The organism is Lysobacter daejeonensis GH1-9 (assembly GCF_000768355.1).
GTDB classification, from domain to species: Bacteria; Pseudomonadota; Gammaproteobacteria; order Xanthomonadales; family Xanthomonadaceae; genus Aerolutibacter; species Aerolutibacter daejeonensis.
On the sequence record NZ_AVPU01000002.1, the window covers coordinates 98,917 to 112,116 of the forward strand.

General features: G+C 67.4%; 11 protein-coding genes. 6 read left to right on the top strand and 5 right to left on the bottom strand.

Annotation, left to right across the window (positions count from 1 at the left end; all coding sequences use genetic code 11):
• Positions 1–61 precede the first annotated feature (61 nt).
• Together N800_RS01610 and N800_RS01615 are read left to right on the top strand one after the other, a co-directional pair.
• Positions 62–994 carry a phosphate/phosphite/phosphonate ABC transporter substrate-binding protein gene (locus tag N800_RS01610; protein WP_084087058.1) on the top strand — a complete coding sequence of 311 codons (933 nt, stop codon included), beginning with the start codon at positions 62–64 and terminating at the stop codon, positions 992–994.
• Positions 991–3,123 carry a GGDEF domain-containing phosphodiesterase gene (locus tag N800_RS01615; protein WP_036134073.1) on the top strand — a complete coding sequence of 711 codons (2,133 nt, stop codon included), beginning with the start codon at positions 991–993 and terminating at the stop codon, positions 3,121–3,123. Before N800_RS01610 ends, N800_RS01615 begins: the two co-directional genes overlap by 4 nt.
• A gap of 27 nt (positions 3,124–3,150) precedes the next feature.
• On the opposite strand, the gene N800_RS01620 is transcribed toward N800_RS01615, so the two are convergent.
• A complete protein-coding gene (locus N800_RS01620) occupies positions 3,151–3,786 on the bottom strand; it encodes an exopolysaccharide biosynthesis protein (RefSeq protein ID WP_036134075.1) in 636 nt (211 codons plus the stop codon).
• A complete protein-coding gene (locus tag N800_RS01625) occupies positions 3,767–5,095 on the bottom strand; it encodes a hemolysin family protein (protein ID WP_036134078.1) in 1,329 nt (442 codons plus the stop codon). The genes N800_RS01620 and N800_RS01625 overlap by 20 nt, the downstream gene beginning before the upstream one ends.
• A 262-nt stretch (positions 5,096–5,357) precedes the next feature.
• Between N800_RS01625 and N800_RS01630 the strand changes: the two genes are divergently transcribed.
• Positions 5,358–5,984, top strand: coding sequence for a DUF47 domain-containing protein (locus N800_RS01630; RefSeq protein WP_036134080.1), 627 nt, complete (start codon positions 5,358–5,360; stop codon positions 5,982–5,984).
• 13 nt (positions 5,985–5,997) lie between these two features.
• Complete coding sequence (locus N800_RS01635; protein ID WP_036134082.1) at positions 5,998–7,125, top strand: inorganic phosphate transporter; 1,128 nt, start codon at positions 5,998–6,000, stop codon at positions 7,123–7,125.
• A gap of 113 nt (positions 7,126–7,238) precedes the next feature.
• Here N800_RS01635 and N800_RS01640 read toward each other — a convergent pair whose 3' ends face one another.
• Positions 7,239–7,649, bottom strand: coding sequence for a hypothetical protein (locus N800_RS01640; RefSeq protein WP_036134282.1), 411 nt, complete (start codon positions 7,647–7,649; stop codon positions 7,239–7,241).
• 39 nt (positions 7,650–7,688) lie between these two features.
• On the opposite strand from N800_RS01640, the gene N800_RS01645 reads away from it, so the two are divergent.
• Together N800_RS01645 and N800_RS01650 are read left to right on the top strand one after the other, a co-directional pair.
• Entirely contained in the window at positions 7,689–8,048 is a 360-nt protein-coding gene (locus N800_RS01645; RefSeq protein ID WP_052107801.1) for an MGMT family protein, read from the top strand.
• Positions 8,049–8,138: 90 nt separating this feature from the next.
• On the top strand, positions 8,139–8,795 hold the full coding sequence (locus N800_RS01650; protein WP_036134084.1) for a rhomboid family intramembrane serine protease: 657 nt from the start codon (positions 8,139–8,141) through the stop codon (positions 8,793–8,795).
• Between the two features lie 48 nt (positions 8,796–8,843).
• On the opposite strand, the gene N800_RS01655 is transcribed toward N800_RS01650, so the two are convergent.
• Positions 8,844–10,856, bottom strand: coding sequence for a M13-type metalloendopeptidase (locus tag N800_RS01655; RefSeq protein WP_036134086.1), 2,013 nt, complete (start codon positions 10,854–10,856; stop codon positions 8,844–8,846).
• 201 nt (positions 10,857–11,057) lie between these two features.
• Positions 11,058–13,136: a M13 family metallopeptidase gene (locus N800_RS01660; protein ID WP_036134286.1), complete on the bottom strand. Its 2,079-nt coding sequence runs from the start codon at positions 13,134–13,136 to the stop codon at positions 11,058–11,060.
• Between the last annotated feature and the right edge of the window lie 64 nt (positions 13,137–13,200).

Here is a 13,200-nt window from a genome sequence, read left to right on the forward strand (position 1 = left end):
CCGCCACGCTATACCCGCCGGCACCGGTTTCGTTTAGGCTGCCAAACGGTCTGGCATCTGGATGTGCTCCTTGATCGTTCAGCTTCGCGTCGTCGCCCTGGTCCTGTTTGGATTTGCCTGCGGCGCGCTGTTCCCGGTCAAGGCCGCCTCGGACGACGGCGTGCTCGTGCTGGGCCGAATCAGCGACAACCCGCAGGAGCACTACGAGCAGCTCAAGCCGCTGCTCGACTACGTGGTGCCGCGGATGGCCGACGTGGGCATTCGCGAAGGCCATATCCTGATGGCCAAGGACGCGCACCAGATGGCCAGTTACCTGCGCCGGGGCCGCGTGGACTGGGTCACCGAAACGGCCGCCTCCGCGGTACTGCTGCAGGAGCGGGCTGGCGCCGAGCCGATACTGCTCACCGAGCGTGACGGCACCAGTTACTACCACAGCGTGTTCTTCGCCCGGCGCGACAGCGGAATCCGCTCGTTGGGGGACCTGCGCGGCCACAACGTGGCCTTCCAGCGTCCTTCCTCGACCAGCGCGTACTACGTGCCCGCCGCCGAGCTGCTTACGCGCGGCATGCGACTGGAGATCCTGCTGGCGCCGACCGACGGCGTGGCCTCGCAGGAAGTCGGTTACCTCTTCGCGCGTTCGGAACTGAACATCTCCACCTGGGTGCACAAGCGTCTGGTGGACGCAGGGGTCATGAGCAACCTTGACTGGGACAATCCCCGGCACATGCCCCCCAGCTTTGCGCGTGACTTCGTCATCATCGGCAAGTCGGAGCCATATCCCCGGGCGCTGGAACTGGTGCGTGGCGACCTGGACGAACGGGTGCGGCAGCGGCTCGAGCAGGTGCTGGCCGACGCCGCGGCGGATCCGGACGCGAGCGAGGCCCTCCTCAAATTCTTCAAGACCACCCGTTTCCTGCCGCTTGATAAGCAGGCGGGTGAATCGCTCCGGCGCCTCGCCACGGGCATCGACCGCGTACGACGGGAGGTCGAATGACCGTGTGGCATGGGCTGCAGGCCCGGTTCGTGATGCTGATGGGGCTGGTGATGGTGCTGGTTCTGTCGGTGCTGGCCGTGCTTTGGCATCGCCAGGAGCGGATGCAGACGCAAGTGGAAACCACCAGCCGCGTGGCCATGCAGGAAATGGCCAACGACACGCTGCGTCGCAACGCCGAAGGCGTGGTGGGCGAGCTGGCATTGGCGATGGCCAATCCGCTGTACTACTTCGATCTGGATGCCATCGGCCGGTTGGGGCAGACCACGTTGCGGCAGCCGGGCACCCGGTACGTCAAGGTCTTCGACGCGCAGGGCCGCGTCGTCCATGACGGCAGCGAGGACATTCCCGAGTATGGGCAGATGATGGACGACCCGATGGCTTACGAGGCCATCGGCGCGCGCGGCGTCCACACCCAGATGTCCGGGGACACCATGGATGTGTCGGCGCCGATCACCATCGGCAGCCAGCGCATCGGCGGGGTCCGTGCGGGCTACGACCTCAACGTCGTGCGCCAGCATCAGGAGCGCGCCAGTGCCGGGCTGCGCAACCAGCTGCAGGCGTTGGGCCAGCAGCACCTGCTGTGGATCGGCCTGTTGGGGGCGGTGCTCGCGGCTTTGGGCGTGACCATGGCGTGGCTGATACAGCGTTCGCTGGTGCGGCCGATTCGGCAGCTGGCCGACGCGGCGCGGGCCATCGAGGCCGGCCACTTCGACACTCCCATGCCGGCCGACGGGCGCCGTGACGAGATTGGCGACCTGATGCACGCGTTCTCGCGCATGGGCGCCAGCGTGGCGCGCCACGATCGCGAGATCCGGCGCATGGCCTACACCGATGCGCTGACCGGCCTGCACAACCGCCTGGCCTTCCGCGAGGCACTGGACCAGCGGCTGTTGACCCTGCACGGCGCGGGACGCCAGCTGGCATTGCTGTTCGCCGACATCGATGACTTCAAGCGCGTCAACGACACGCTGGGCCATGAGGCCGGTGACGACGTGCTGGTGCAGTTTGCCAACCGGATCCAGGACCTGGTCCAGCGCCTCGGTGGTGACGCCGCGCTTCTCGCGCGGTTTGGTGGCGACGAGTTCGTGATCCTGGTGGAGTCGGGCGCAGCCTACGGCGACGAGATCCGCTCCGCGGCGACGCGCCTGGCCGATGCGCTGGTGGAGGAGTTGGGCCAACCCATCACCGTCGAAGGCCGGCAGGTGTTCCTGGGCACGTCGGTGGGCATCACCCTGTTCCCCGAGGATGCTTCTGGCGCGACCGCGCTGATGAAGAACGGCGACATCGCCATGTACCAGGCCAAGGTGGCGGGCAAGAACTGCTACCGCTTCTACAGCCGGGCCATGGACCAGGCGGTGGAGCGTCGCGTGCACCTGGAGCAGGAACTGCGCGGTGCCTGGGAGCGCGGCGAACTGAGCCTGGCCTACCAGCCGGTCTTCCGGCTGGCCGACGGCGCGATGATCGGTGCCGAAGCGCTGCTGCGTTGGCGGCATCCCAAGCACGGCCTGGTGGCGCCATCGGTGTTCATCGAGGTGGCGGAAGAAAGCGGTCTGATCGAAGCGCTGGGACCGCAGGTGCTGCGGGCGGCCTGCCGCGATGCAGTGCGCTGGAATGCGCGGGCGCCCGGCGATCAACCGCTGTTCGTGTCGGTCAACGTGTCGCCCCGGCAACTGCGCAGCGGTGACCTGCCGCGCGTGGTGGCGGCCACCCTGGCCGAGAGCGGACTGTCACCCAAGCAACTGCACCTGGAGCTGACCGAGACAGCCGTGATCGGCGACGAGATCCATGCCGGCAACCTGCTTTCGCGCTTGCGCGAAACCGGCGTGAAGGTGTGGCTGGACGACTTCGGCACCGGCTTCTCTGGCCTCAGCCACCTGCGCCGAGTGCCGGTGGATGGTGTCAAAATCGATCGCAGCTTCATCGCCGACATCCTGCGCGATCCCGACGACCTCGCCCTCACCACGGCCATCATCGCGATGGCGCACTCGCTGGGCATCATCGTGGTGGCCGAAGGCGTGGAGAAGGAAGGGCAATACGCCCTGTTGCGCGAGCGCGGTTGCGACCTGGCGCAGGGCTACTGGATCGGCCACCCGGTGGCGATCGACGAGTTCATGTCGCTGTTGGGGTGACGCCTTGGCCGGCGCCGGGGCGCCGGTTCAGATCGCCAGGTCGATCCAGCGCGTCGCCGCGCCCGCGAGGCTGCCCGACAATACGCCGAACACTGCGATACCAATGAGCCCGGTGGCCCATGCCACCAGCATCAGCCAACCGTCGCGCTCCAGCAGCGCCAGCGCGAACAGCAGCAGCATCGCGCCGAACAGGAAGTTGGTGAACGGAATCGGCAGCGACAACAGCAGGCCCAGCAGCACCAGCAGCAAGCCGGTGAAGCAGCCGGCCAGGCGCACATCCAGTACGCCCTCGCCACGCGGACGCACCAGGCGCTCCAGCCGGTCGAGCCAAGGCGCCAGGCGATCGCGGAAACGCACCAGCGACGAACGCTGCGGGCCGCGTTCCGCGACGGCTCGCGGCAGCCAGGGGCGGCGCAGGCCCACCAGCAACTGCAGCCCCACCAGCATCACCAGCGGCCCACTGATCGCGCCCGCGAGCCCCGGGATGGGGATGAACGCGGGCAGGGTGGCGATGAACAACATCATTCCAAAGGAGCGATTGCCCAGACCCGCCAGCAGGTCGCCCAGGCGAAGGCGGTCACCGGGGTCGCCACCGGCCATCAGGTCCAGCAGCGCGCGGGTTCCGACCTCGTGGGCGTGCCGGTCAGGCCGCGACGGCGTCATCGCCTTCTCCGTCCGGCGCGACCTGGCGCTGCAACAGCAGCTTGTCGATGCGCGGGCCGTCCAGGTCGACCACCTCGATGCGCCACTTGGCCCATTCGAAGTGTTCGCCCACGTGCGGGATGCGGCCAAAGTGGGCGATCACCATGCCGGCCGCGGTGTGGAAGTCGTGTTCGTCCTCGTCGGGGAGGCGACCGCCGCCGACCAACTCGCGCAAGTCTTCCAATGGGAGGGCGCCATCGAGCAGGTACGAGCCGTCCGCGCGTTGGACCACCGGGGCCGTTGCCTCGGAATCGACTTCCACCGGCTGCAGGCGGCCGATCACCGCGCCCATCAGGTCGTTGATGGTGACCAGGCCGGCGACGTCGCCGTACTCGTCCACCACCAGCGCGATGGACTGCTGCTCTTCGCGGAAGATCTCGAGCAGCTTGAGCGCGTGGGTGGACTCGGACACGAACAGCGGTTCGCGCAAGTCGGCAAACAGGTCCAGGCGCACGCCCGGCTTCAGCGCGCGCAACAGCGACTTGGCCTCGAGGATGCCGACCACGTCCTGGTCACTGTCGCGATACACCGGGAAACGCGAAAACGGACTGTCCTGCATCGCGGCGAGGTTTTCCTCCAGCGTTGCGTTGGCATCCAGCCAGGTGATGCGCATGCGCGGCGTCATCAGGCTTTCCGCGGTGCGGTCGCCGAGGCTCAGCACGCGGTTCATCATCTTGCGCTCGTCCGCGTCGATCACGCCCTGCTCGTGGCTCTCGGTCACCAGCAGGCGGATTTCCTCTTCGCTGATCTCGCTGCGGGCATCGTCGCCAAAGCCCAGCAGGCGCAGCACCCCGCGGTTGATGGCACCCAGGGCCGCGACCACCGGCCGCGCAGCGCGCGACAGCCAGTCGAGCGGAATGGCCACCGCCGAGGCGATACCCTCGGGGTTGGTCAGGGCCAGGCGTTTGGGGATCAGCTCGCCGAAAATCACCTGGGCCGCCGTGATCAGGCCGACCGCGGTGCCGATGCCGATGGGGCGGGCGTACTCGCGGGCATCCGGCCACAGGCCCTCCAGCCAGCCGGCGATGATCAGGCCGATGGCGTCGCCGCCGAACACGCCGGTCAGCACTCCGATCAGGGTGATGCCCACCTGCACGGTGGACAGCAGGTTGTCGGGCTGTTCGGCCAGGGCCAGCGCGGTGCGGGCGCCGCTACTGGTCTCCGCAAGCTGCTTGAGGCGCAGCTTGCGCGAGGTCATCAGCGCCATCTCCGACATCGCGAAGAAGGCATTGAGCACGATGAGGGCTAGGACGATCAGGAGTTCCAGCATCAGCCGGGCTCCCCGGCGCCAAACAGGAGGGGCGCGCTGCGAAGTTCGGTCAGCGGAGCTGGAAGGGGGGCGCTGGCAGGCGCCGGAGCAGGGTCATCGTCCATGGAAGGGGCAGGCAAACGGCAGGGGGTGCCGCGCTCCGATGTTAGCAGGCCCGGCCTTCACGGCGTCTTGAGGGCAGCGCGGGCGTCGCGAAACCGTCATAATTCCGCCCGCTTACCCTATAACCCGGCTCCCGAGCCCCGGCACCCAGAGGCCCCGCATGTTCTCCCTGCAAACCATTTTCGGCCAAGGCAACCAGTTCTATACCCTCCTTGAGGAAGCGGCGGCCGCGGGGCACGAGAGCGCCAAGGCGCTGCACGCCATGCTCAAGGCGGCCGATCGCGAGCCGGCACTGAACGCCTTCAAGCTGGCCCGCCAGCGCGAGCGCACGGCGTCGGAGAAGATCAGCCAGGAGCTGGTCAACAGCTTCATCACCCCGATCGAGCGCGAGGACATCGAAGCGCTGGGCTCGGCGCTGTACAAGATCCCCAAGCAGATCGAGAAGTTCGCCGACCGCTACTCGCTTGCCACCCAGCACCTGGGCCACATCGACTTCGCGCCGCGCGCGGCGATGCTGGAACAGGCCTCGGGCGTGGTGGTGGAGATGGTCAAGACGCTGCGCAGCATGAAGTTGGAGCCGATGAAGGAGCTCAACGACAAGCTCCGTGCCATCGAGAACGAGGCCGACCGTCTGATGCTCGAGCTGTACCGCGACATCTACTCCGGCAAGCTGGACCACCTGCAGATGTTCCTGCTCAAGGAGTTCTTCGAGATCCTGGAGAAGGCCATCGACCGCTGCCGCGAGGCGGGCGTGGTGGCGTACGAGATCGTGCTGAAGAATTCCTGACGGGAGCGGGACCATGTTGACCCTCGTTCTCGTCGTCGTCGCGGCGGCGCTGATCTTCGAGTACATCAATGGCTTCCACGACACCGCGAACTCCATCGCGACCGTCGTGGCAACCAAGGTGCTCTCGCCCATGCAGGCGGTGATGCTGGCCGCCGGCACCAACCTCGTCGGTGCCCTGTGGGGCACCGCGGTGGCCAAGACCGTGGCCTCGGGCATCATCGATGCCGGCGTGGTCGATGTCTCCTCGCAGCTGATCCTGTGCGCGCTGCTGGGCGCCATCGTCTGGAACCTGATCACCTGGTGGTTGGGTCTGCCGTCCTCGTCCTCGCACGCGCTGATTGGCGGCCTGTGCGGCGCGGCGTTTGCCGCGGCCATGAACAACTTCGACGCCATTGTCTGGTCGGCGCCGAAGGAGCCGATCTGGAAGAGCGCGGGCGTGCTGTGGAAGGTGATCGTGCCGATGTTCTCGTCACCCTTGCTGGGTTTCATGGCCGGCTTCGTGGTGATGGGGATACTGTTCGCGATCATCTCCGGCATGGCGTCCAGCGGTGGCATGCTGGCCCGGCTGGCCAGGCCGCGCTGGGTCAACAGCCTGTTCGGCAAGATGCAGCTCGCCAGTGCCGCGACCATGGGTTTCGCCCACGGCTCCAATGACGCACAGAAGACCATGGGCATCATCGCGCTGACCCTGGTGGCGGCGCAGGCCGACGGCACGCTCAGCAACCTACCGTCGTGGCTGGCGTTCCTGCACCCGTCGCAGAACGCGATCGACAACAACGACATCGACACCTGGATCAAGATCACCTGCGCCGTCGTGATGGCGGCCGGCACTGCGGCTGGTGGTTGGCGCATCATCAAGACGCTCGGCCACAAGCTGGTGAAGCTGCATCCGATCCATGGCTTCGCGGCGGAGACCAGTGCGGCCTCGGTGATCCTGCTGGCGTCCTCGCTGGGCATCCCGGTGTCGACAACGCACAACATCTCGTCGGCCATCATGGGCGTGGGCGTGGCCAAGCGCTTCAACTCGATCAAGTGGACCGTGGTCGAGAAGATGATCTGGGCTTGGATCCTCACCATCCCGGCGGCCGGCTTCATGGCCTGGTTGTTCTACGAGTTGTTCCTGCTCATGGGCTGGGTCTGACGCGGTTCAGCGTTGATCCAACCCCGATTTGACGGAAAAGGCCCGCGCAAGCGGGCCTTTTCCGTTAGGGCTGCGGCGGGCGAAGCGCAACGCCCGCTGTCTCGCGTGCGGGCCTAGAGCAGGTCGCCACCAGCAGACATCATCCGCTCCATCCGGTCGCCGAGGCCGCCGATCTCCAGTACCAGCCGATCGACCTCCGCCGGATCGAGCCCGTCGTAGGGGCGGTTTTCGCAAAGCTGCAGGTAGGGCACGCCGTCCAGGTCGCCTATGCCGAGGTAGCCGACCCGGCTTTCCCAGTTGAACACCAGCGCCCGGCGCGCATCCAGGCCGGTGGTGGGTGCCACCGCGGTGCTGACCCGCAGGTACGGACGGCCGTCGTCGTCATCCAGTTCGGACAGGAAGATGGCCTGGTGGCGCGTGCCCTGTTCCAGCGACAGCTCGATGCACAGGACATCCTCGTCTTCCATCTTGATGTGGAAACCGGAGGCCTTGATGTGGCGGCGGATCGTTTCGAAGTTGCGCACGGGCGGCTCCATTCGCGGGCTTGGGGCTATGCTACCGCGATGCGCGCGAAGACCAAGGTCACCCCTGCAGAAGATGCGGCCCGGCGGATCCTGGCGGCGGTGCGTGCCATCCCCCGGGGTGAGGTCGCCGGCTATGGCGAGGTAGCGCGGCAGGCCGGGTTGCCGGGGCGGGCGCGGCTGGTGGCCAAGCTGCTCAGCAGCAACGACGATGCCAGCCTGCCGTGGCATCGGGTGCTGCGCTCGGACGGCCGCATCGCGTTCCCTGACGGCTCGGAAGGGTATCTGGAGCAGAGCGCTCGGCTGCGCGGCGAAGGCGTGGTGGTGGAACGCGGGCGCGTCCGCGGACAGCGTGCGGCACCCACGCTGGATGACCAGATCTGGGGGCCGATGTCCGGCTGAACAGGGGCTGGCGAATCTGCCAGCGTAGACTTTTTGACGGCGTTTCCAGGGCCGCCAGCGGCTACCATGTGCGGACACGAAGGAGTCTCGATGTTCGCCAACCTGCCGCCCGTCACTCGGGCCTTGCTGATCGCCAACGGACTGGTTTTCCTGCTGCAAATGGTGGTGGGCGAGGTGTCGTTGGCGCCGTTCATGCTGTGGCCACTGGATGCGGGCAGCGACCCGTACGCGCAGGGCGGCTTCCTGCCGTGGCAGGTTCTGACCTACGGTTTCATGCACGGCGGCTTCGCGCACCTGGCCTTCAACATGCTGGCGCTGGTGATGTTCGGCGCACCACTGGAACACACCTGGGGCGAGAAGCGTTTCCTCACCTACTATCTGGCATGCATCGTCGGCGCCGCCGCATTCCAGTTGGGCGTGGGCTGGTGGACGATGGCGCAGGGCGGCGAGGCGTATCCCACCGTCGGTGCATCGGGTGGCATCTTCGGCCTGCTGCTGGCCTACGGCATGCTGTTCCCAAACCAGCGGGTGATGCTGCTGATTCCGCCGATCCCGATGAAGGCGCGTACGCTGGTCATCGTCTACGGCGTCATCGAGCTGCTCATGGGGATCACCAACACCATGCCGGGCGTGGCGCACTTCGCGCACTTGGGAGGCATGGTGTTCGGCTGGCTGTTGATCCGCTACTGGCGTGGGCAGCCGCCGTTTGGTCGCAAGGGCCCGCCGCGGATGCGCATCGTACGCTGAGCCCCACGATGGCCGTCTCGCGTCACGGGGCGGCGCATGCGGTTAGACCTATTTCCAGAGCGTGATGCGGTCTGCGACTGCGGCCTGCATGGGTTGGCCCGGCTTGCAGCCGTAGGCGGTTCCGAAGGCGGGCAACTGGACCAGCGGGGCATTGGCGCGCGCCGCCCCCGGCGGATAGGCGCTGTGCTGCGCTCGTTCGCTGGCCACGCCGGCGTCAAGCTGCTCCGCCCACAGGCCGGCCCAGCCGGTGAAAAAGCCCTGCTGCGCGTCCTTGCCGGCCGCCGGCTGCGCGTTGCGGAACGCCGTCCATGCCAGTTCCACGCCCGACTGGTCGGCCACGGCGATGTCGCGCACGCGTGGGCCGTCCACCCGCGAGCTCCCCAGGCTCGGGTAGGTGCGCTGACCGAGCTGGGTGGCGATGCGGTTGCCCACATCCGTCCACGCGTTCACCTCGTTGCCGGTCCACCAGTCGCGCACTTCGCCCTTGGCGTCGACCATGCGGCCGCGCGGACCGATGGCGTGGCTGAGCTCATGGCCCACCAGCGCGCCCAATGCGCCGTACTGGCGGCCGAGGTCGCGGTTGGTATCCAGCACGGGCGGCTGCAGCATGGCTGCGGTGACGATCAGGCGGTTCTGCGCCACGTCATAGGTCAATGCCGGCTGCTGTGGCAATACGTTCCAGCGGCGGTCGGCGTTGCCGCGGCCAATGCGTTTCATTTCCTCGCGATGGCGCCAGGTCGACGCGATCAGCATGTTGCTGCCGAAGCTGCCGCGGCCCATCGGCTGCACGGTGTAGTCGAGGTCACGGCGTGGGGCGCCGACTTCGATCTTCAGCGCGGCCAGCTTCGCCTTCGCCTCGGCCTTCGCCGCGGGACCAAAGCGGTTGTCATGCTCGACGGCGGCGATCAAGGCATCGCGCACGTGGCCGGCGATCTCCGTGGCACGGTCGCGCGTGGTCGAGGGCAGGTAGGCGGTGACGTACTGCCGGCCGAGCATCGGCCCCGCGGCCAGGTTGATGGCCTCGAGCACGCGCTGTTGCCGGGGCGCCGGCGCGTCCTGGCCCGCCAGCAGGCGGCCACGGAAATCGAAGCTGGCGTCCTGGAACGACTTGGACAGGTACGGGGCCATGGTGTCGGCCACGCGCCAGCGCAGGTATGTCTTCCACTGGGCGGGCTTGAGGTTGGCGATCAGCCCGTCGAGCTGCGAGAACAGGTTGGGGCTGGCCAGCGACACGCTGTCATCGTTCACGCCCTGCGTCTTGAGGAACGCGTCCAACTGCAGGCGCGGATACTGCTTGCCAAGCGACGCCGTCGGCACGGGTGCGTACAGGATGCGTGGGTTGGTCGATGCGGTGGCCGCGGCCGGGTGCAGGCGGGCGATGCGCGTTTCCAGGTCGATGACCTGCTGGGCCTCTTCGGCAAGTCGCTTCTGCGGGGTGCCGGTCAGCGCCAGCAGCTTCTGCACGTAGTCGCGGTAGCGCGCCATGACTTGCGTGGTGGCCGCGTCGGTGCGGGTGTAGAACGCCGGGTCGGGCAGCCCCAGTCCGCCCTGGCTGAAGTAGCCGATGTGGCGGTCAAGGTCGGCGAGGTCGACGTCGGCGCCGAAATCAAACGCGACCGGGATGCCGACCTGATGCAGTGCGGCGATCGAGGGCGCGACGTCCTTGGCTTTGCGGATGGCATTGATGCGCGCCAGCAGCGGCTGGATCGGTGTGGCGCCGTCGCGCTCGACCGCGGCTTCATCCAGCCCACTGGCCCAGAAGTCGCCCAGCAGTTTCTGCACATTGTCCTGCGGTTGGCGCATGGCGGCGTTGAGCAGGTCCACCTGCTGCTGCGAGGCGCGCGCGTTGAGTTCGCCAAGCGCAGTGATCGCGCCCACGCCTTTGGGCAACGGGTGGGCCTTGAGCCAGTCCGCATTGGCCTGCGTGTAGAAGTCGGTGCATGCCATGCTGGCGGCGGGCGCCGAGGCCTTGCCGGCGCGTCTTTTCGCGGCGTCCGCGGGGTGGGCGAGGGTGGCGATGAGGCCGAGGGCCAAGGCGCAGGCAAGCGGGCGCGGGGTCATTCACGGGTCCTTGCAGCGGAATGGACGGAGTCTAGCAACGCCCTCCCGGCAACCCTGAACGCTGCCGTCACGCGGCAGGGGGAACCCCAGGGGCCAAAGCCGTGGCGTCAAAAAGAAAACGGAGGCCCGGGTCACCCCGGGCCTCCGCCGTTGGCCGACGAGAAAAGGCCAAACGCGTGCGGGTCAGCGACCCGCGTCAACTCACCAGATCACCACCTGCTTGTCGCCTTCGCGGACCATCGGCTGGCCCGGCTTGCACGAGAACGCCGCGGCGAAGGCCGGCAGGTTCGACGGCGCGCCGATCGCGCGGAAGTTGGCCGGCGCGTGCGGGTCGGTGGTCAGGCGCACGGTCAGCTCTTCCGGCGTGAAGTTGCGACGCCACACGGTGCCCCAGTTGAGGAAGAAGCGCTGGTCGCGGGTCAGGCCGTCGATCTTCGGGTCGGGCTGGCCTTCGGCGGCCTTCTTCATGGCGTCGTAGGCCGTGGCCAGGCCGCCGAGGTCGGCGATGTTCTCGCCCAGGGTCAGCTTGCCGTTGACGTTCTTGCCCGGCTGCGCCTCGTAGCCGCTGAACTGCGCGACCAGCTTGTCGGTGCGACCGCTGAAGCCCTTGGCATCGTCCGGGCTCCACCAGTTTTCGAACTTGCCGGTGGCGTCGAAGCGGCTGCCCTGGTCGTCGTAGCCATGGGTCATCTCGTGGCCGATCACCGCGCCGATGCCGCCGTAGTTGACGGCGTCGTCGGCGTTCGGGTCGAAGAACGGCGGCTGCAGGATCGCCGCCGGGAACACGATCTCGTTCTGCAGCGGGTTGTAGTAGGCGTTGACCATCTGCGGCGGCATGCCCCACTCGGTGCGGTCGACCGGCTTGCCGATCTTGCCCATCATCCACTTGTAGTTGAATTCGTTGGCGGCCAGCACGTTGCCGATGTAGCTGTCACGGCCGGTGGCCAGACCGTCCCACGGGCGCCACTTGTCCGGGTAGCCGATCTTCGGGGTGAAGCTGGCCCACTTCTCCATGGCCTTCTTCTTGGTCTCGTCGCCCATCCACGCCAGGTTCTCGATGCGGGCCTTGAGCGCCTCGCTGAGGTTCTTGACCAGTTGCTCCATGCGCGCCTTCGACTCCGGCGAGAACGCGACCTTGACGTACATCTGGCCCAGCGCTTCGCCGGCCTCGCCCTCGATCGTGTCCAGCACGCGCTTGCCGCGCTCCTTCATCTCCTTCTGGCCGCGCAGGGCCTTGTTGTAGAAGTTGAAGTGCTCTTCGGCAAAGGCGTCGGCCAGGTAGGGCGAAGCGCCGTCGACGGTGTGGAAGCGCAGGTAGCTTTGCCACTGCGCGGCGGGCACCTCGGCCAGCATCTTGCTGACTTCCTGGTGGAAGGCAGGGATGGCCAGCGAGAACATCTTCGGAACCGCGACGCCCTGCGATTCGAAGAACTTCGTCCACGCGAAATTCGGCGTCAGCTTGTCCGCATCGGCCGGGCTGACCGGATTGTAGTACAGCTCGGTGTCGCGCGACAGCTCCTCGCTCGACTTGGAGACCTTGGCCAGGCGCGTTTCAAACGCGATCACGTCCTTGGCCTGCTTGGCGGCGTCGGCGGCGGCAACGCCGCTCAGCTCCAGCACCTTGGCGACGTGCGCTTCGTACGCGGCGAGCTTTTCCTTCTTGTCGGCGTCGAAGTAATAGCCCTTGTCCGGCAGGCCCAGGCCGCCCTGCATGGCATAGGCGATGTTGTTCTTGGGGTCCTTGAAGTCCGCTTCCGGGCCGAACCCGAACAGCACGTTCTGGCCCTTGGCGGCGGTGCTGCGCAGGTACTCGGCGACCTTGTCCTGGCTGTCGAGCGCGGCGATGGCGTCCAGATCACCCTTGATCGGGGTGATGCCCTGCGAATTGATCTTGGCCGCGTCCATGCCGGTGGCCCAGAAGTCGCCGACGATCTTCTCCACGCCCTTGGCGTCCTTCATCGCCGCGGCCTGCTCGGCCAACTGGCGCTGCACGGCCTGCGAGCGCTCGTCCAGCATCTCGAACGCGCCCCACGAGGTGCGGTCGCCCGGGACGGTGTTGGCGGCCAGCCACTTGCCGTTGACGTAGCCGCCGAAGTCGGTGCACGCGTCCTTGGTGGTGTCCAGATCGCTCAGCTGGAAGCGATTCACGCCCGGCAGCTTGCTCTCGTCGAGGGTGAGGGTGGCGGCTTCGGCCGGCTTGGCGGCATCGGCGGTGGCGGTGGCCTCATCCTTCTTCGCGCAGGCGCTCAGGCCGGTGGCGATGGCGAGGGACAGCAGCAGGACTTTGGGTTGGTTCACGGTGGCTCCGGCCGGACAGGCAAGTGGGATGCGGCCCCCACGGGGC